Source organism: Pseudonocardia sulfidoxydans NBRC 16205 (genome assembly GCF_007989085.1).
In the GTDB taxonomy this organism is placed as follows: Bacteria; Actinomycetota; Actinomycetes; order Mycobacteriales; family Pseudonocardiaceae; genus Pseudonocardia; species Pseudonocardia sulfidoxydans.
This window is the reverse complement of the sequence record NZ_BJVJ01000004.1, coordinates 78,094-96,518: the sequence shown is the minus strand read 5'-3', so window position 1 is coordinate 96,518 and position 18,425 is coordinate 78,094. Positions and strand designations below refer to the sequence as shown.

Here is an 18,425-nt window from a genome sequence, read left to right as displayed (position 1 = left end):
CCGCGATCGGACGGCCCGTGTCGGGACCCACGCTCCGGACGTCGCGGCCGTTCCCCGACAGATCGCCGAACGCATGGCTCACCGAGACCGTCCCGGCCCTACACTGTCGCCGTCGTTCCCATCGCGGTACTCCCTGCTACGGGTACGTCAGCCGCCGAGCCGCAACGGACGGAAGAAGGTGCGCAGCTCCTCGACGACGGCCTGCGGCTGCTCGGCCGGGGCGAAGTGCCCGCCCTTCGGCTGGACCGACCAGTGCTGCAGGTTCGCCGCCGCGGCGACCCTCTCGCGCGGAACGAGGAACACGTCCGCCGGGAACACGCCGACGCCGACCGGCGTCTCGACGTGCTCCGTGCCGTCCGCGATCGCCGCGGTGGCGTCGGCGTAGACACGGACCGAGGAGCCGAAGCTGTGCGTGAACCAGTACAGGCTGATGGTCGTGAGCAGGAACTCCGTGGAGTACGTCGAGCTCAGGTCACCGCTGCAGTCGCTCCAGGCGCGCCGGCGCTCCATCAGCCACGCCGCGAGGCCGACCGGCGAGTCGTTGAGTGCCCACGCCAGCGTCTGCGGGTCGAGGATGTGCACGTGCCCGTGGCTCAGGATCGTCCTCATCATCTGCTGGGTGTGGTCGAACCAGCCGGCCTCGTCCGGGGCGTACTCCTCGGGCTTGAGCGTCTGCATCCCGCCGATGAGCGTCGTCGGAGCGGTCGACAGGTAGAGCCCCGCGAGATGGTCCCTGGCCACGCGGTCGAGCTCGGTCGTGACCACCTCGCCCCAGTCGCCGCCGACGGCGCCGTAGCGTGGGTAGCCCAGCACGTCGGTCATCAGCTGGTCCCACAACTCCGCGATCCAGCGGACCGTGACCGGCTTCTCCGTCAGCGGGCTCGAGAAGGCGAACCCGGGCATCGACGGGACGACGACGTCGAAGGCGTCCGCCGGGTCGCCGCCGTACGCGGCGGGGTCGGTGAGCGGGCCGACGACCTCCGACCAGTCCCAGAAGGTCCAGGGCCATCCGTGCGAGAGGATCAGCGGCAGCGGAGCCGGGCCCTTCCCCCGCTGGTGGACGAAATGGATCGGCGTCCCGTCGAAGTCCGCCCGGAAGTGCGGCAGCTCGTTGATCTTCTTCTCCTGGGCGCGCCAGTCGAAGGCGAGCCAGCCGTCGACGAGCTCGCGCAGGAACTCCCCCGTCGCGCCGTACTTCCAGTCCTCGTTGCCCGCCTCCGGCGCCCATCGGGTGGCCCGCAGCCGCGCGGCGAGGTCGTCGAGCTCCGCGTCCGGGACGTGGATCTCGAACGGCACCGCCCGCACCGCGGACCGCCCGTCGTGTTCAGTCGCCATCGCTCATCCTTCGGGCCGGGTCCGTTCGCGGGGCCGGGGCCTGCGCGAACGGCTCGATGTCGACGGGCAGGGCCGTCATGATCGGCATGTGCAGCACCTGCTGCACCGGGCCGCGAGTACTCATCAAGGCGTTGACGTTCGCCCCGACGCCCGGGGCGAAAGGGTCGTCCTCGGCGAGGCCGCCCCAACCGTGGGTCAGCGCGACGACGCCCTGGCGCATGGTGTCATCAGCCTTCGCCACCACGGCGATGGTGCCGTGGTCGCTGGTGACGGTCACCCGGTCGCCCGACGCGAGCCCGTGCGACGCGAGATCGTCGGGGTGGATGTACAGCGGGTTGGTCTTCCCCTTGGTGATCTCGGGCAGGTTCCGACCCTGGTTGTTGAACAGCTCCTTGGCCCGCCGCACGATCAGTCGGTAGTGGCGGCGCTCGGAGTCCTGCAGGATGGACCTGAGCGTCTCCATCTCCTGTGGGAACTCCGGCGGGAAGAGGTCCAGACGGTTGTCCTCCATGCCGGGGACCGGACCCTGCACGGTGACCGACCGCCTCGGCGCCGCAAGGCCGTTCGGGTGCTTCTTGAGCTCCTCGAGCAGCGCGTCGTCGTTGGCCACCATCGCGAGCACCTCGTCGCTCGACGGCAACGGGCCCGTCAGCTTCACCGGCCTGCCCGGGGGGACGTACCCGAAGCAACCGAAACCGGCGTCGTTCGGCACGCCGAGCTCCATGTCGAGCCCCATCGCCTGGCCGAGGAGCCAGAAGAACTTCCACTCCTCGACGGTGTCACCCGGCGGCGGGACCAGGGGCGGCGTGTAGATGCCGAACGGGCCGAAGATGACGTTGAAGTCGGGCCGTTCGTACATCATCGTCGGCGCGATGATGTAGTCCGAGAGCCGCGAGGTCTCGGTCATGTACGGGTCGATGTTGACGAGCAGGTCCAGCGCCTTGGCCGCCTCGATCTGGCGCGGCAGATCCGGGATGGCGTTGACCGGGTTGCCGCCGATCGAGAACATCGCCCGCACGCGGTCCTCCCCCGGCTCCAGAATCTCGTCGGCGTAGAGCCCGCACGGGACCTCCCCGAAACCCGAGAACGGGCTCGGCATCAGGCCGTACCCGAAACGGTTGCGCCAGCCCTTGTCCCAGTGCCGCGACGGCGGAATGACCTGGGCGTGCCGCGGCGGGGAGTCGCCCACGATCGCATCGCTCTGCACCTGCTCGCCCTCCTGGACGAAGCGGCCGCAGACGATGTTGAGGGAGAGGATCAGCTGCTCGCACGGGTTCCCGCCGGGCCCCATGTCGGTGCCGGTGTGGCCGTTGGCCGCGCCGACCTTGCCCTCGCCGAACATCACCGCGGCGGCGACGATGTCCTCCTCCGGGACGTCGCAGAACTCCGCGGCCATCGCCGGCGTCGTCCCCCGGACGTAGTCCTTGAGGGCCCCGACGTTGTCCGCGTACCGGCCGTAGAACTCCGGCCGGTCGAGGCCCTTGTCGAAGATGACGTTGAGGATGGCGGTGAGCAGCACGGCGTCCGTGCCCGGGCGCGGCCGCAGGTGGAGATCGGCCGCCTTGGCCAGCTCGGTGCGGCGCGGGTCGACGACGATGAGCCTGAGCCCGCGTTTCTTGTGTTCCTTCAGCGTCACGAACGGGTTCGTGTTGGACCAGCCGACGCTCTGCATCGAGATGAGCTGGTTCCCGCCGATCTCCAACCAGACGTCGGCGTCCTCGACCCGCTGGAAGCCGCCCGTGTAGAAGCCGGTCCGCTCCCACGAGATCGTCTTGGACGCCTGGTCGATCGTGATGGGCGAGAACGACTTGTGCGACCCGATGGCCCGCCACCACGCCTTGGCCACCGGTATGGTCGCCGACGCCATCCAGGCATAGGTGCCCCAGTAGATGCCGACCGACTCGGGCCCCGTCTCGGTCATGATGGACCCGAGCCGGTCGGCGATCTCCGAGACCGCCGTCTCCAGACCGATCTCGTCGAAACCGCCGTCCCGTCTCCGGCGGAGGTGGCGCAGGATGCGATCGGAGCTGTTGTGCCCCGCGACCGCGTTGCGGCCCTTCACGCAGGTGTAACCGGCCGACGAGGTGTTCGCCGCGTTCGCCTTGATGCGGACGATCTTGTCGTCCTCGACATCGACCAGCATGCCGCAGTTGGCACCGCAGGTCCGGCAGTACGAGACTTTGGTCTCCACGAGATCAGCCCTCAGGAGTTGGGAGAGGTGACGATCTTGCTACCGCGCACGAGCGGGCGGAACACCTCGAAGGCCCGCTGGTGGAGGTTCGGGTGGATCTCCGCCGAGCGGCGGTAGTGGTAGCAGGAGAGCGTGCGCTCGTAGTCGGTGTCCGGGATGTTCTTGATCTTGGCATCGTGCACCACGTAGCCGATGATGTCCCAGTACTGACCGCGCAGATCGTACTCGGGCCAGAGGATCTCGACGGCCGCCATCTCCCACGAGTTGCCGCCGATCTCGTCCTCGGCGAGCTGGTCGCGCGCGTCCGGCGGCGCGATACGCTCGGGGAAGCGCTGGTCCCACGCCCCGAACCAGGCGGCGTAGGGACGGGCCGGGACACGGAAGCGCTCGTCGGCCGGGATCGGCTCGGTGCAGTAATCGAAGTGCGGGACGCGGACGCCACCGAGGACGCACTGGTTGCGCCAGAACAGTCGGGGGTCGACCAACATCGGCATGTCGAACCGGCCGCGGTACTCCTTCGGCTGCCGCTCGAACTTCGGCAGCGTGCGGACGTACTGCTCCTCGGTGAAGTGCATCGCGGTGTGGAAGCCGAGCTCCAGGTACTTGTCGACCTGGCGCTGCCACTCCCTGCCGAGGTCGAGCGTGGCGAAGTGCGGGGTCATCGTCCAGCGCGCCACGCGCTCGGCCGGCTCCTCGACGAGGTTCTGGCGTTCCGGCGGCACGCTCGAGGTGCGACCACCGCAGCCCACGACGGCGTCGTGGGGACTGAGGTCGTAGGCCATCATCATCGAGCCGTCGACCGCGTCCTCATCGGTCAGGTCGACCGCCATGTTCGGGCCGTCGATGTGCACCGCCAGAATCCGGCCCGGGTCGATGCCGGAGTTGACGCGAACCCAGGACCGGGTCTCGTCGAGGTACTTGCCGGTCAGCACGCGCGAGTCCTGCGCCGCCACGATCCACTGGTTGACGGTGAGCAGCGTGCGACCCTGGCGCTCGACCTCGGCGAGCAGCCCGGCCTGGTCGAGGTTGACGTTCGGCGCATCGATCTGGGACTCGTAGTCGAACCAGCCCGACGGGTTGATGACATTGCTGACGACGTTGTCCTCGAGGACGCTGAAGCACTCCATCAACGGCCAGATCTTGCCGAGCCAGTGCCGGCCCGCCTGGGTGGCCACCTCAGGGGGCAGGTAGGCGAGCCGACGGCCGTCCTCCTCGAGCGCGGCGATCTCCTCGGCCGAGTACGGGCACGGCGTGACCGTGAACGTCCGACCCACGGCCGCGCCGCGCTCGTCCCAGAGCTCCTGCAGCGACGACGTCACCGCCTCGGGGGTGTCCCCCAACGACCTGGTCCCTACCACTGCTGTCATCGACTACCACCCTGTATCGCGACGGGCCGCCCGGTGCGGCGGACTAACGATACGCTACGGTAGCGTAGCGTTCGACCGACCTGTCAAGGCCCGAGCCGCTCACCGGGGCAGCCCGCGGCCACCGGCTACCGTCTCGACCATGGACCCCCGTGTGGAGCGCACGCGGTCGGCCGTCATGCGGGCCGCCACGGACCTCGTCGTCGAAGGAGGACCCGGTGCCCTCACGATGGACGCCGTCGTCCTGCGCTCCCGTGTCGCGAAGACGACCATCTACCGCCATTGGAAGTCGCGCGACGACCTCCTGGCCACGGTCATCGAGGCGTCGGTTCCCCGGCTTCCCGAGCCCGAGCCGGACGCCGATGTCGAGACCTCTCTCCGCGTCGTCATGCGCTATTCGGTGAACTCCCTGCGCGACACCGAATGGTCACGGTTGCTGCCGGCGTTCATCATGCTCAGCCGGCACGAGGCCGAGATCAGGGCCATCAACGAGCGCATGGACTGGCAGCACAACCGCGTGCTCGCCGAGCTCGTCCAGCGGGCCGCCGCGGAGGGGATCGTCGAGAGCGGGATCGACGTCGACGAGGCCATCGCCCACCTCCAGGGACCGCTGATGATCGCCTTCCTGGCCGGCCTGATGCCCATCGACGACCGGATCGCCGACTCCATCGTGGACCGGTTCCTCGCCGCGTTCGGACCGTCGGCGGCCGCGAAGCCGCGGACCCCGGCCGCCGGACCCGGAGGAGACGCATGACCACCGGTCCTGCCGGAGGAGAGGGGACCACCATGCCGCAGACGATGGGGGCCGCCCGGGCCGAACTCGGACCGATCGGCGCCAGTGTGCCGACGACCGGCACGGAGTGGTCCCGATGCCGCAGCAGATCCTGAGCCTGGTCGAGTACACCGCCAAGGTGCGCGCCACGTCGGGCCCGCACGAGCTGCTCGTCGTCGCGCCGAGGTCGTGGGGGATGCCGGACCGTCGCGCCACCGCGGGGCAGTTCGTCGTCGGTGCCCTCGGCTTCCCCGGATCCCTCTACGGCGCCGACCTGATCCGGCTGGGCTACCCGGCCGAGGAGATCGCCGCCGGGGCGGACCGGGTCGTCGACGCGGCCAGGGCCCGCGCCCACCTCGCCGCCGGTGCCGACCAGGTTCTCGTCAACAGCCCGTACCCGCGCTCACCGCGATCGCGGCGTGAAGGTCCCCGCTCCCCCGGTCAGCCGGCCCGGTGCCCGCGCGCCGGACCGGTCGACGCGCGGGGGACGAAGTGGGCCGAGTCCGGGACCACGACGTCCCCGACCTGCCGGCCGGACAACGCGTCGAGCATGGCCGCGGCCACCGCGTGTCCGAGCTTGTCGTAGTCCGTGCGGATGGCGCTGAGCGGCGTCCGGAACAGCGACGCGTCTTCCAGGTCGAAGTACGACACGAGCGACAGGTCCTCCGGGACCGTGAGGCCCAGCTCGCCTGCGATCGACAGGAGCGCCGTCGACGTCGGCGGCGCGGCGAAGACCGCCGTGGGTGCGGCACTGCCCGTCAGGTGCTCCTCGACGGCCGCACGCAGGTCCTGTTCGCCGTGCCCGATCCGGATCTCGTGCCACCGCACGCCGCGCATGCGCGGGTAGAGCGCGTAGAGCGGGTCCGCCCTGTCGACCACGATCTCGGCGAAGTCCCGGTGTCCCTGCGCCTCGAGGTCACGGCAGGCCGCGGCGAACGCCGGCGCGCCGTCCACCGTGACGAAGGGCAGCTGGGCGCACTCCGGGTCGCGGAATCCCACCGCGATCACCGGAATGTTCGACCGCTCGTACCAGGCGAGCGTCTTCGACGGCCGGGCCTGCCGGTAGAAGAGCCCGTCGACGCGATGCGCGAGGAACCGCTGCAACAGCGTGTCCAGGTCGAGGCCCTCCGGTGATCAGGCCGGCTCGATCCGATCCAACGATATGCTTGGATCCAAGCTATCTACAGCTGTATCCTATCGTGGCAGTTCGCTTCGCGCTGTCCAGCCGGCACGGATCGACGCACGCGGCCGAGAGCCTGTTCAGAGGAGACGGAATGGCGGAGATCAACGCCGACGCGGTGTGGACGGCGGAGGGCTACGACGTCGACGCCGTCCGCAGCAAGTACAAGCAGGAGCGCGACAAGCGGATCCGGGCCGACGGGCCGAACCAGTACCGGCTGATCTCACGCGACGGGGAGCTCGCCGAGTACATCAAGGATCCGTACACACCCCGCGTCGAGCGCGAGCCCGTGTCCGACGTGGTGGAGACCACCGTGATCGGCGGCGGCTTCGCCGGGCTGCTGCTCGGCGCCCGGCTGCGCCAGGCCGGGATCGAGAAGCTGCGCGTCGTGGAGACGGGCGGGGACTTCGGCGGGACCTGGTACTGGAACCGCTACCCGGGCATCGCATGCGATGTCGAGTCCTACATCTACCTGCCGCTGCTCGAAGAGGTCGGCTACATGCCGACCGAGAAGTACGCGAAGGGCGCGGAGATCTTCGCGTACTGCCAGATGTTCGCGCGACACTTCGACCTCTACCGCGACGCGCTGCTGCAGACCCGCGTCACCGACGTGCGGTGGGACGAGGAGGACGCCCTCTGGACCGTCTCGACCGACCGCGGCGACTCGTTCCGGTCGAAGTACGTCTGCATGACGTTCGGGACGTTCCTGCACCCCAAGCTGCCCGGCATCCCGGGCATCGAGGACTTCACCGGCAAGTCGTTCCACACCTCCCGCTGGGACTACGACTACACCGGCGGCGACAGCTACGGGAACCTCGACAAGCTGCGGGACAAGGTCGTCGGGGTCATCGGCAGCGGCGCCACCGCCGTCCAGTGCGTACCGATGCTGGCGAAGGACGCCGAGCACGTGTTCGTGTTCCAGCGGACGCCGGCGATCGTCGACGTCCGGGAGAACCACCCCACCGATCCCGAGTGGGCCGCCTCCCTGAAGCCCGGCTGGCAGCGCGAGCGCGTCGTGAACTTCTCCGCGTGCATCGCCGGGGAGGACACCGAGGTCGACCTGGTCGACGACGCCTGGACCCGGGTCTTCCACAACCTGCGCAGGACGCGGCCGGTCACCGAGTCGCAGGCCGCGGCGATGGAGCTGGCCGACTACACCCACATGGAGACCATCCGCGCCCGGGTCGGCGAGATCGTCGAGGACCCGGTGACGGCCGAGGCGCTGCGCCCCTACTACCGGTTCCTGTGCAAGCGGCCGTGCTTCCACGACGAGTACCTGCAGGCGTTCAACCGCCCGAACGTCACCCTCGTCGACACGCACGGCAAGGGCCCCGAGCGCGTCACCGCGAACGGCATCGTCGTCGACGGCACCGAGTACGCGATCGACACCCTGGTCTACGCGACCGGCTTCGCCAGCATCCGGCAGGACCTCAAGAGCCGGCTCGGCTACGACGTCCACGGCCGCAGCGGCCAGGCGCTCAGCGACAAGTGGAAGGACGGGATCTCGACGCTGTACGGCGCCCAGACCCGGAACTTCCCGAACTTCTTCATCGTGTCGTACTTCCAGACCGGCATCGCGTCCAACCAGGCCCACCCGCTGGGCGAGATGGCCACGCACATCTCGACGATCATCGCCGAGGCGCGCGCCCGCAACGCCACCACGGTCGACGTCACCGAGGCCGCCGAGGACGAGTGGGTGCAGACCGTCATCAACTCGTCGACCGCCTCGGCGGACTTCCTCGAGTCGTGCACGCCCTCGTACTACAACAACGAGGGCCAGCCCAACGTGAACCTCTTCCGGCGCAACGGGCCGTACGCGCGGGGAATCCTGCCGTTCAGCAAGCTGCTCGAGGACTGGCGGGCCACGGGTGAGTACGTGGGACTCGAGTTCGAGTGAGCCTGCCGGACCCGACCCCCGTCGAGCAGGCGGTCCGTGCCGCGTACGCGGACTACTTCGCGTGCTTCCAGCGCGGCGACGCGGCAGCCACCGCCGAGCACTTCACCGCGCCGCTGCTCCGCCTGGCGGACGGGCGGCCCGCGGTCCTCCCCACGTCCGACGACGTCCGGCAGATGCTCGAAACCACCTTCGAGAGGTTGCGTGCCGGCGGTTATGGGAGCTCCCGGATGGCGTCCCTGGAGGTCACCGTGCTCGACCGGACCGCCGCGCTGGCCCGGGCGCGGGGGACACGCCACGACCGGGCCGGATCGGCTTACCAGGAGTTCGACGTCCTCTACACCCTCGTCCGCCCGGACGACACCGGCTGGCGGATCGCCACGCTGCTGTCCGTCCGCGGAGCTCCGTAGCGGGGGTCACGGCGTGGCCCGACGAGCCCACCCGTCCGGCCACGCCGGCCCGCGGCTACGGCCTCGTGACGCGCGCCCACACCTCGACCGTCGTGACCGGCAGGCCGAAGGCCTTCGCGTACTCCGGGCGTGCCGGGGCGGGCCGGGCGCTGAGATAGGTCTGGGAGACGACGAACGGGGCCGGGAGCCCGTCGTCGGTGGTCGCCGGCGGGGCCGAGAGCGTGATCGTCCTGCCCCACGCTGCCGAGAGGATCTCCGCCACGTCGCGGAGGGAGCGGACCTCTCCCGCGAGCTCCAGCTCGACGGTGTGGAAGTACGCCGGGTCCGCGAAGGCGGCCGCCGCGGCGGCGGCGATGTCGGAGACCGCGACGAAGGGCTGCGGGACGTCCAGGTCGAGATGTGGACGACCTGCTGCACGCCCGCCAATTTTTCGGCGACTTAGGATCCTAAATTGACCTCATTGTCCTCAAATGAGTATCGTCCACCGCGTCATCCGCCTCGCCCGGGGCTCCGCACACTCGCTGCGGACGCCACTTCGCCAACGGAGGCCGGAATGCGCGAGAACTTCCTGTTGAACGTGCTCCAGAAGAACGTCGACGAGGGCACCGACCCCGCCTACTGGTGGGACGAGGAGCGCACTCCCCTCGACAGCATCGACAAGCGCGTCACCGACCTGATGGACCTCAGCGGCAAGAAGGCCGTCGTGACCGGCGGCGCGGGAGTCAACCTCGACCAGGCGTGCGTCAACCGGCTGGCCGGTCTCGGCGCGGACGTCGCGGTCGCCGACCTTCCCAAGGAGCGGTCCGAGGCATGGACCCGGGCAGCCGGGCGCACGCCCCTGCTGGACGCCGAGGGCGTGGCGGAGAAGTTCTCCGAGCGCACGAACTGCACAGCAGTGGCCCACCTGTGGGACGAACCGGCGGTCCGGGAGCACTTCGGGATACCCGACGCCGTCGAGATCGGCGCGGTCGTCCCGGTTGGGTACCCCGAGGGGCGCTACGGCCCGGTGGCGCGCAAGCCGGTCTCCGAGGTGATCTTCCGCGACCGCTGGGGCAGCCCTTAGGACGTCCGCCCGACCTCCGGCACGGAAGGACCCCCGATGTCCACCACGCGAGCCCACGAACAGCACGCCCGAGCCACCCGATCCGGGCGGACGGTGGACTGGCACTCCGCCCGCCGACGGGCCCACGCCGAGGGCCGGCCCCTGCCCGGACGACCGGTCGAGCTGGCCGATGCGGCCGGGCTCGTCCTGGCCGAGGACCTGGTCGGGCTGGTCCCGCAACCTGCGTTCGACACCGCGGCGATGGACGGCTACGCCGTGGCCGGCGAGGGCCCGTGGACGGTGGTGGGCGAGGTCCGGGCCGGGAGCCTGCGGGCCGGCGAGGCGGTGGCCATCTCCACCGGTGCCCCGGTGCCCGCGGGAGCGCTGGCCGTGCTCCCGGTCGAGGACACCGTCCGGCGCAGCGACGAGGTCGCGGGTGCCGACGGCGCCATGCCGGCCCCCGGCCGGCACATCCGCCGGACGGGCGAGAACTCGCCGGCGGGCGAGATCCTCGCCGCCGCGGGCTCGTCGGTCCGGCCAGCGATGCTCGGGCTGGCCGCAGCCGCGGGCCATGACCGGCTCACGGTCCGCCCGCGACCACGGGTCCGGCTGCTCGTGACGGGCGACGAGCTCGTCACGGCCGGACCGGGCGGAGCCGGCCGGGTACGCGACGCCCTCGGCCCCACGCTGCCGCCGCTGGTCGCGGCCCTGGGTGGCGAGCTCGTCGAGGCCGCGCACGTCCGGGACTCGATCGACGGGCTGGCGGACGCCGTCCGCGGCGGCGCAACGACCGAGATCGTCCTCGTGACCGGATCAACCTCCGTGGGCGTGACCGACCACCTGCACCGCCTGCTGCGACAGGTCGGCGCGCGCACGGTGGTCGACGGCGTCGCCTGCCGGCCGGGGCATCCCCAGCTGCTCGCCGCCCTGACTCCCGGCCGCTGGCTCATCGGGCTGCCCGGAAACCCGTACGCGGCGATCGTCGCCGTGCACACCCTGCTCGCACCGCTGCTCGCCGGGCTCGCCGGACGCCCGCTCCCGCCCCTGCGGCGGGTGCCGGTGTCCGGGACACCGCAGGCGGTGGCGGGCCACACCCTGCTCGTCCCCGCCGCGTGGGACGGTGACCGGCTGGCGGTGGTCCCCGGGCACCAGCCCTCCGATCTGCGCGGCGTGGCGCGCGCCGACGTCCTCGCCGTCGTCGACGCGGAGCCCGGGGGCACGACGATCCTGGCCCTCTGACCCACCCGCCTGCCATGACCTATGTGGTGACCGAGGCCTGAACCGACGTCCTCGACCGCGCCTGCGTCGACGAGTGCCCCATCGGCTGCATCTACGAGGGGGCGAGCCGGATGTACATCAACGCCGACGAGTGTGTCGACCGTGGAGCGTGCGAGCCGGTCTGCCCGGTCGAGGCGATCTACTACGTGGACGACCTCCCGGCTGCCATTGCGCCCTTCGCCGCGGCGCGACCGAGTTCGTCGCCCGGCTCAGCAGCCCCGGCGGTGCTGCGAGCGTCGGCAGGCAGAGCTACGACTGCGGTCCTGCGGGTGGGGAAGCCTGACGGGCGGGCATCCGCCGGCGGCGATCCGTCGTTCCTCGCCCGCGGTGCGCTTGACCCCCGGGTTACCGCATGCCATATTTCAAAGGCTGTTCGAATTTGACTGACGCGGACCGGGGTGATGATGGGCGAGGCGACCGCGGCGGAGGCCAGGCCGCGGAGCCAGGACCTCGACCTGGTCGGGTGGCTGGTCGAGCAGCTCCAGGAGCGCATCAACGCCGGCGAGATCACCGCCGGGACGTGGCTTCGGCAAGCGCACCTGGCCGAGCAGCTGGGCGTCAGCCGCACACCCGTCCGTGAGGCGCTGCGCCGGCTCCAGGCCATGGGCGCGGTCGAGGTGATCGCAAACCGCGGCGCCCGGGTCCGGCTGCCGTCCACCCGGGACATCATCGAGGTCTACGAGCTGCACGGCGTGCTCCAGGGGTACGCGGGAGCGGCGACCGCCGCCTTCATCACGTCGGAGCAGCTCGAGCGGCTGGCGGCGGCGGCGCGCCTGTTCCGCCAGGTCGTCGAGGACCTCAGGACCAGGACGCTCGGCACCGCGGAGGTCCAGCGTCGCTGGTACGAGGCGAACACGCGGTTCCACATGGTCATCATCGAGGCCAGCGGCAACCGGCATCTGGCCGAGGTCGTCGAGGGCCTGCACCGCAAGGTGCCCCGCAACCTCACCTGGATAGCGCTGGGCAACGACGTCCGCCGGCTGGAGAAGGACGCGGCCGAGCACGCCATGATCCTCGACGCCATCACCCGTGGCGACGGGGCCGCCGCCCGCGAGCTCCTGATCAGCCACGCCAGGCACGCCGGGGAGCTGCTCATCCGCACGGTGGACGAGATCGGGCCGGGCTACTCCCCGCAGTGGCGGTGACCGCTGCCCGGCGTCACCCCCAGGGGCCGCCCGTCACGTACAGCACCTGTCCCGACACGAACCCCGACCGCTCGTCCACGAAGAACGACACGGCGGCGGCGACGTCCTCGGGCTGCCCCACCCGCTGGACGGCGATGGCGGCGGGGGTCCCAGACGGTCTCGGTCATCCTGAACAGCCGGTTGTCGCAGGTGATGCCGGCGTTGTCGACGAGGACCGTGGGTGGGCCGAGCTCGCCCACAGCAGCCTGACGATCTCTGCGACGGTCTGCTCCCCGCACCAGGCCGCGAGCCGGGCGTCGAGCAGGTCCTCCTGCGCCTTCCGGCCGGGGAAGTCCGCCAGCTCGGCGGACTCCGCCCAGTCCAACCTCCCGAGAGCCGTGAACAGCGCGGCCCACTGCTCGTCGGTCTCGACGGAGATCGCCACGAGCGGGCCGCCGAGGCCGTCGTCCGGGTCCGCCGTCCGGTAGAGCTCGGGACCTGCGGAGACCCATCCGGGAAGCCGGTCACCCACGCCATCCCCGACGTCTGCTCCATCGTCTGGGCGAATCCGGTCCGATCCCTCCACGGACCGGACAGCCCGAACGCCGGCATCCGGAAGGATCAGCCCCGGGTTGGTCTGGTGCAGGAGTTCGGGGCCGAGCACCCACGAGTCGAGCACCCGCGGGCTGAAGTTCTCGATCAGCACGTCGCTGGTGTCGAGGAGGTCGACCAGCAGGTCGAGCCCGCGTGGCCGGTCCAGCCGCAGCCCCAGCCCGAGCTTGTTGGTGTTGGTCGCGTGGAAGAGCGGCCCGTACTCCCACCACTCCTCCTGGTCGACGGGGCGCAGGCTCAGCGTACGCATCCCGTCCGGCCGGGCGGGTGACTCGACCTTGATGACCGCGGCCCCGTGCATCCCGAGGAACTGCGCCGCCGACGGTCCCGCCCAGAACGCCGTCATCTCCACGACCCGCAGGTCGTCGAACGGGAGCCGGCCGCCCGGCCCCGGTACCCGCTCCCGCTCCGTGGTGCCGGCGACCCGCCAGGCCCACTCGGCGGTGTGCTCACCGAGGGCCGGCGGCGGTCCGAGCGGCGGGAGGCTCGCCCTTGCCGTGCAGGCGGTACGGGGTGGCGGGCTGCAGGAACCCGCCTCGCGGGGCCTCGACGAGCATCCCCTCCTCGGCGAAGTGCGGCACCGGCCAGCAGTGGCTCGACTTCTGCGTGCTCGTCGAACGCTTCGACTGGCTGGACGACGAGACGCTCATCGCGCAGGGGGAGCGGGAACGCCGCCGGGACGAGCTGACCACCGACATCGACGCGATCGTGGCCCCGTTGCCGACGGGCGCGGCGGGCACCCGCAGGGACGCCGCGAGCTCGAGGATCTCTTTGGTCGTGGCCAGACGTGAGCAAAAACCGTAGGGCCGCTCGCCCCACATCCTGCCCCGCAACAGGGCAGGGCCGAGAGTCGGGAGACTCATCGAGCCTGATCATAAGGGTGGAGCTGAGGGGATTCGAACCCCTGACCCCTTGACTGCCAGTCAAGTGCGCTACCAGCTGCGCCACAGCCCCTTGCGATGTTCAGAACCGTACACGGCCCCGAACACCCCTCTGCAACCGGGTCACCCCTCACCTACGGTTCGCGGGTGCAGCCCGCCGACATCGCCAGGATCGCGCTCGTGACCGACCCCCGGGTGTCGCCCGACGGCAGGACGGTCGCCTTCGTCGTCACCCATGTCGACGTCGACGACAACGTCTACCGGAATGCCGTGTGGATCGCGGCGGCCGACGGGTCGGCGCCGCCGCGCCCGTTCTCCGCGGGTGAGCACGGGGACGGGCAGCCGGTGTGGTCGCCGGACGGGCGGTGGCTGGCGTTCACGAGCCGCCGCGGCGACGACAGGAAGGCGACGCTGCACGTTGCGCCCGTGGACGGCCCCGGTGAGGTGCGGACGTTGTGCGCCCGGGACGAGGCGATCGAGGAGCCGGCGTGGTCGCCGGACGGGTCGCGGATCGCGTTCGCGTCGCGGGAGCGGACGTCACGCCTGGACGGGCCGGACGAGCGGGCACGCCCGCCCCGTCGGATCGAGCGGTTGTTCACGCGCCTCGACGGCGAGGGCTGGACGGTGGACCGGCCGCGGAGCGTGTTCGTGGTGCCGGTCGACGGGTCGGCGGCGCCGCGGGTGGTGGCGGGCGGGCCGTTCGAGCACGGTGGGCCGGCGTGGGCGCCCGACGGCGCGACGATCGCGGTGACCGCCGCGCGGTACGAGGACTGGGACGTCTCCCCGCTCCTGACCGATGTGCATCTCGTGGACCCGGCGGGCGCGTCGGAACCGCGGGCGGTGACGCGGCGGACGTTCGCGCACCAGATGCCGTCGTGGTCGCCGGACGGGACGCGGATCGCGGCGCTGGCCGAGGACGCGCGGGTGGTGCACTCGCACAGCCAGGTCGTGGTGATCGACGTCGCCACGGGCGAGGAGCGTGTGCTGACCGCGGAGCTGGACCGGCAGTGCCTGCCGATGCCGGGCGCCCGGTCGCCGGTGTGGGACGACGACGGGCTGCTGTTCTCGTGTGAGGACCACGGCAGCGTCCACGTCAGGCGGGTGCCTGCGGCAGGCGGGCCGAGCGCGCCGGTCGTCGGAGGCAGGCGCTGGGTGACGGGGTACGACGCGGCGGGCGGGACGTTGGTGTTCACGGCGACGACGGCGACGTCGTTACCCGATCTGTTCGTGCTGGACCCGGACGGGTCCGAGCGGCGCCTGACGGCGGTTGGGGACGTGTTCCATGCCGCGGTGCCGCCGCGGGAGCCGGAGCGGTTCACGGTGCCGTCCACGGGCGGTGGGGAGATCGACGCGTGGCTCGTCCGTCCTGCGGAGCCCGCGGGTGAGCGGGCGCCGGTGCTGTTGTCGATCCACGGCGGCCCGATGACGCAGTACGGCGAGTCGTGGTTCGACGAGTTCCAGATGTGGACGGGTGCGGGGTACGCGGTCGTGTACTGCAACCCGCACGGGTCGACGGGTGGGACGCAGGCGTGGGCGCGGGCGATCCGGGCGCCGGAGGCCGAGGTGGAGCCGGGGACGGGCTGGGGCGGGATCGACGCCGACGACGTCCTGACGGTGCTGGACGCGGCCCTGGCGGCGAATCCGGACCTGGACCCGGACCGGGTGGGGGTGCTGGGCGGCTCGTACGGCGGCTACCTGACGAGCTGGCTGATCGGGCACACCGACCGGTTCGTGGCGGCGTGCAGCGAGCGGGCGGTGAACAACCTGGAGTCGCTGGAGTGGGCGTCGGACGTGGCGGGGTTCTTCCGCTTCGAGATCGGCGTCGACCACGTGCGGCGCCCGGACGTGTACCGGCGGATGTCGCCGGTCACCTATGTGCAGGACGTGCGGACGCCGGTGCTGATCCTGCACTCGGAGAACGACCTGCGGTGCCCGATCAACCAGGCCGACCAGCTGTTCGTGGCGCTGCGGATGCTGGGCAGGCCGGTGGAGTACCACCGGTTCGACGGGGAGAGCCACGGCCTGAGCCGCAACGGCTCACCACGCCATCGCATCCTGCGCGCGGAGATCATCCTCGACTGGTTCGCGAGGCACCTCGGAGGCCGCGCCCCCGCACGGTCGTGAGTGGCGATAGTCGCTCCAGCGACTATCGCCACTCACAGGGTCACTTGTCGGCGATCGCGTTCGACAGCCACTTGCTGTCGTTGAGGTCGATCTTCTTGCCGTCGACGAGGATCGTCGGGGTGCCGAACTGGCCGTTGGTGAGCAGCGCCGGGTTGGCGATGGCCGCCTTGGTGGCGGCGGTGATGGCGGCGGCGTTGCCGTTGCCGGTCACGCAGGAGGCCCAGTCGGGGCTCGTCGCGCCGGCCTCGGTGCCGATGTCGACGAGCTGTTGCGCCGTCAGACCGGCGCTCCTCTCCGCGGGCTGCTGGTCGTAGAGGGCCTTGTGGTAGGCGGGCCAGATGCCGGCGGGGACGGCGCAGAGCGCGGCGTTGGCGGCGAGCGTCGAGTAGCCGGGCGGCGTGGTGAGGCTGTCGAGGATCGCGGTCGAGTGGTAGTTGACCTTGATCTTGCCGTCGTTGAGGGCGGCGGTGACGTCGTCGGCGTAGCGGGACTCGAACCGCTCGCAGACGGGGCACAGGTAGTCCTCGTAGACGTCGACGGTGACGGGGGCGTCGGTCTTGCCCGCGGTGACGACGGTGCCGTTGGCGGCGACCGCGTAGTTCGGCGTCGTCGACTGCCGGTTGTGGATCACGAAGTAGCCGATGACGCCGGCGACCACGACCACGGCCGCGACGACGATCAGCGCGATCCGCGTCCCACCGGACGGTCCGCTCTGTTTCGGGGTGATCCCGGCCGCGGCGAGCCGCTGGTTGGCCGCCTGCCGGCGCTGCTTCTCGCTGCGCGAGGCTCCGCCCACGTCAGTTCCTCTCTCCCGACCGCACCTGCGGCCGGCTCTCCAGGCGCCCGTCGAGCGCGAACAGGGTGCGGGGGCGGACGATCAGCCACCCGGCGAGCAGCAGGAATCCGACGTCGCGCAGGACTTCCGTGCCGTAGGCGGTCGCGTCGGGCGCGACCTGGCCGCCGCCGCCGAAGCAGCCGCAGTCGATCGAGAGCCCGCGCGCCCAGGCCTGCACGACGCCCGCGACGAACACGACCAGCACGAGCGCCGAGAGCACGGCGACCGCGCGGGTGCCGAGCCCGACCAGCAGCAGCACGCCGAGGGCGAGCTCCAGCCAGGGCAGCACGGTGGCGACGACCGGGACGACGTCGCTGGGCAGCACGTCGTAGGCGCGGACGGCGATGTAGGTCTGGTCGGGGTCGGCGGCCTTGACGGCGCCGGACACGAGCCACACCGCGGCGAGACCCAGCCGCGCGAGGGTCCCGATGACGTCGAGAATCCGCCCCCGCTCCACTCGATCAGAGTATCGACGAAACCTGAGAGACCACTCAGGGGCACTCGTCCCGATCGGGTCGGAAACCGTCGCGGGCAGTGCGTCGGACAGGTGTGCCTGCCCCGACCTGAGGACAGCCTCGCTTCAGTCCAACGTGGACGGACGGGTGGGGTACCGTGCTGCCATGTCCGTGCCTGCTGAGGAGGCCGCCGAGCACGCCTTCGACCACCACCACGCCGACGTGTCCGGTGGCTGGCTGCGCGCCGCCGTGTTCGGGGCGATGGACGGGCTCGTCACCAACATCGCGCTGGTGGCAGGTGTCGGCGGGGGTGGGGTCGACCGCGAGGGCATCATCCTGACCGGCACCGCGGGCCTGGTCGCGGGCGCGTTCTCGATGGCGCTCGGCGAGTTCGCGTCGGTCAGCGCGCAGAACGACGCCGTGCAGGCCGAGGTCGCCGTCGAGCGCGAGGAGCTGCGCCGCCACCCGAACGCGGAGCGGGCCGAGCTCGTCGATCGCTACCGGGAGATGGGGCTGTCGGAGTCGACGGCCGAGGCGGTGGCGACGGAGCTGCACGCCAACCCCGAGCTCGAGCTGAAGCTGCACGTCACCCAGGAGGTCGGGGTCGATCCCGACGAGTCACCGTCGCCGTGGGTGGCGGCGGGGTCGTCGTTCCTGTGCTTCGCCGTCGGCGGGATCGTCCCGCTGCTGTCGTTCCTGTTCGGGTCGTCGTCGCTGTGGCTGGGCCTGGCGGTCGGCGCGGTCGGGCTGTTCGTCGCCGGGGCGCTGACCGCACGGTTCACCGCCCGCTCCTGGTGGGGCGCGGGGCTGCGGCAGCTGATGTTCGGGGCGATCGCGGCGGGCGCGACGTACCTGGTCGGCACGTTGATCGGGGTCGCGACGGCGTGACCCCGGTTCGCGCGCAACCTCACGGTCGTGTTCCGGGCCG

General features: G+C 71.2%; 16 protein-coding genes, 1 tRNA gene and 6 pseudogenes. 9 read left to right on the top strand and 14 right to left on the bottom strand.

The features are described from left to right. Window positions 1-147: 147 nt before the first annotated feature. From PSU4_RS03535 to PSU4_RS03525, 3 genes are read right to left on the bottom strand one after another with little or no spacing between them, the layout of a single operon-like run. Window positions 148-1,335, bottom strand: coding sequence for an epoxide hydrolase family protein (locus tag PSU4_RS03535; protein ID WP_222596154.1), 1,188 nt, complete (start codon window positions 1,333-1,335; stop codon window positions 148-150). After that, window positions 1,325-3,526, bottom strand: a complete 2,202-nt coding sequence (locus PSU4_RS03530) for a molybdopterin-containing oxidoreductase family protein (RefSeq protein ID WP_147102492.1) — start codon at window positions 3,524-3,526, stop codon at window positions 1,325-1,327. The genes PSU4_RS03535 and PSU4_RS03530 overlap by 11 nt, the downstream gene beginning before the upstream one ends. Window positions 3,527-3,537: 11 nt before the next feature. Then, entirely contained in the window at window positions 3,538-4,893 is a 1,356-nt protein-coding gene (locus PSU4_RS03525; protein WP_147102491.1) for a hypothetical protein, read from the bottom strand. A gap of 139 nt (window positions 4,894-5,032) precedes the next feature. On the opposite strand from PSU4_RS03525, the gene PSU4_RS03520 reads away from it, so the two are divergent. Continuing rightward, the gene (locus tag PSU4_RS03520) at window positions 5,033-5,644 is read left to right on the top strand and encodes a TetR/AcrR family transcriptional regulator (RefSeq protein WP_147102490.1); all 612 of its coding nucleotides are present in this window, start codon (window positions 5,033-5,035) and stop codon (window positions 5,642-5,644) included. 459 nt (window positions 5,645-6,103) lie between these two features. Here PSU4_RS03520 and PSU4_RS03515 read toward each other — a convergent pair whose 3' ends face one another. Continuing rightward, window positions 6,104-6,766: a substrate-binding domain-containing protein gene (locus PSU4_RS03515; RefSeq protein WP_147102489.1), complete on the bottom strand. Its 663-nt coding sequence runs from the start codon at window positions 6,764-6,766 to the stop codon at window positions 6,104-6,106. Window positions 6,767-6,936: 170 nt separating this feature from the next. Here PSU4_RS03515 and PSU4_RS03510 point away from each other — a divergent pair, with 170 nt between their 5' ends. Next, window positions 6,937-8,739, top strand: a complete 1,803-nt coding sequence (locus PSU4_RS03510; RefSeq protein WP_147102488.1) for a flavin-containing monooxygenase — start codon at window positions 6,937-6,939, stop codon at window positions 8,737-8,739. Further along, window positions 8,736-9,146, top strand: coding sequence for a DUF6841 family protein (locus PSU4_RS03505; RefSeq protein ID WP_147102487.1), 411 nt, complete (start codon window positions 8,736-8,738; stop codon window positions 9,144-9,146). The genes PSU4_RS03510 and PSU4_RS03505 overlap by 4 nt, the downstream gene beginning before the upstream one ends. A gap of 55 nt (window positions 9,147-9,201) precedes the next feature. Here the strand turns inward: PSU4_RS03505 and PSU4_RS32715 are convergent, their stop codons facing one another. Continuing rightward, entirely contained in the window at window positions 9,202-9,537 is a 336-nt protein-coding gene (locus tag PSU4_RS32715) for an NmrA family NAD(P)-binding protein (protein ID WP_281290655.1), read from the bottom strand. A gap of 162 nt (window positions 9,538-9,699) precedes the next feature. Here PSU4_RS32715 and PSU4_RS31785 point away from each other — a divergent pair, with 162 nt between their 5' ends. From PSU4_RS31785 to PSU4_RS03475, 4 genes and pseudogenes are all read left to right on the top strand, one after another. Then, window positions 9,700-10,209 carry a nitroreductase family protein gene (locus PSU4_RS31785; protein WP_222596153.1) on the top strand — a complete coding sequence of 170 codons (510 nt, stop codon included), beginning with the start codon at window positions 9,700-9,702 and terminating at the stop codon, window positions 10,207-10,209. A 36-nt stretch (window positions 10,210-10,245) separates the two neighbouring features. After that, complete coding sequence (locus PSU4_RS03485; RefSeq protein ID WP_147102485.1) at window positions 10,246-11,427, top strand: molybdopterin molybdotransferase MoeA; 1,182 nt, start codon at window positions 10,246-10,248, stop codon at window positions 11,425-11,427. 14 nt (window positions 11,428-11,441) lie between these two features. Then, a pseudogene (fdxA, locus tag PSU4_RS32150) lies at window positions 11,442-11,749 on the top strand (ferredoxin). Window positions 11,750-11,867: 118 nt separating this feature from the next. After that, complete coding sequence (locus PSU4_RS03475) at window positions 11,868-12,611, top strand: GntR family transcriptional regulator (protein ID WP_186816718.1); 744 nt, start codon at window positions 11,868-11,870, stop codon at window positions 12,609-12,611. A 13-nt stretch (window positions 12,612-12,624) separates the two neighbouring features. Here PSU4_RS03475 and PSU4_RS03470 read toward each other — a convergent pair. The 7 genes and pseudogenes from PSU4_RS03470 to PSU4_RS03455 form a co-directional block, all read right to left on the bottom strand. After that, a pseudogene (locus PSU4_RS03470) lies at window positions 12,625-12,747 on the bottom strand (SDR family oxidoreductase); the annotation flags it as partial. A gap of 10 nt (window positions 12,748-12,757) precedes the next feature. Continuing rightward, window positions 12,758-12,844 (bottom strand): annotated as a pseudogene (locus tag PSU4_RS32965) (beta-ketoacyl-ACP reductase); the annotation flags it as partial. Window positions 12,845-12,900: 56 nt separating this feature from the next. Further along, window positions 12,901-13,122: pseudogene (locus PSU4_RS32960) on the bottom strand (CoA transferase); the annotation flags it as partial. 36 nt (window positions 13,123-13,158) lie between these two features. Continuing rightward, window positions 13,159-13,202 (bottom strand): annotated as a pseudogene (locus PSU4_RS32955) (hypothetical protein); the annotation flags it as partial. A 16-nt stretch (window positions 13,203-13,218) separates the two neighbouring features. Continuing rightward, window positions 13,219-13,563 (bottom strand): annotated as a pseudogene (locus PSU4_RS32950) (CoA transferase); the annotation flags it as partial. An 88-nt stretch (window positions 13,564-13,651) separates the two neighbouring features. Then, window positions 13,652-14,065 (bottom strand): hypothetical protein, encoded by a 414-nt coding sequence (locus PSU4_RS03460; protein WP_147102483.1) that lies wholly within the window; start codon window positions 14,063-14,065, stop codon window positions 13,652-13,654. Window positions 14,066-14,083: 18 nt separating this feature from the next. Next, window positions 14,084-14,156, bottom strand: a tRNA-Ala gene (locus PSU4_RS03455). Window positions 14,157-14,230: 74 nt separating this feature from the next. Between PSU4_RS03455 and PSU4_RS03450 the strand changes: the two genes are divergently transcribed. Then, window positions 14,231-16,207 (top strand): S9 family peptidase, encoded by a 1,977-nt coding sequence (locus PSU4_RS03450; RefSeq protein ID WP_147102482.1) that lies wholly within the window; start codon window positions 14,231-14,233, stop codon window positions 16,205-16,207. 40 nt (window positions 16,208-16,247) lie between these two features. Here the strand turns inward: PSU4_RS03450 and PSU4_RS03445 are convergent, their stop codons facing one another. After that, complete coding sequence (locus tag PSU4_RS03445; protein ID WP_147102481.1) at window positions 16,248-17,003, bottom strand: DsbA family protein; 756 nt, start codon at window positions 17,001-17,003, stop codon at window positions 16,248-16,250. A 1-nt stretch (window position 17,004) separates the two neighbouring features. Beyond that, on the bottom strand, window positions 17,005-17,499 hold the full coding sequence (locus PSU4_RS03440) for a MauE/DoxX family redox-associated membrane protein (protein WP_147102480.1): 495 nt from the start codon (window positions 17,497-17,499) through the stop codon (window positions 17,005-17,007). 163 nt (window positions 17,500-17,662) lie between these two features. On the opposite strand from PSU4_RS03440, the gene PSU4_RS03435 reads away from it, so the two are divergent. Further along, window positions 17,663-18,385 carry a VIT1/CCC1 transporter family protein gene (locus PSU4_RS03435; RefSeq protein ID WP_147102479.1) on the top strand — a complete coding sequence of 241 codons (723 nt, stop codon included), beginning with the start codon at window positions 17,663-17,665 and terminating at the stop codon, window positions 18,383-18,385. The last annotated feature ends 40 nt before the right edge of the window (window positions 18,386-18,425 follow it).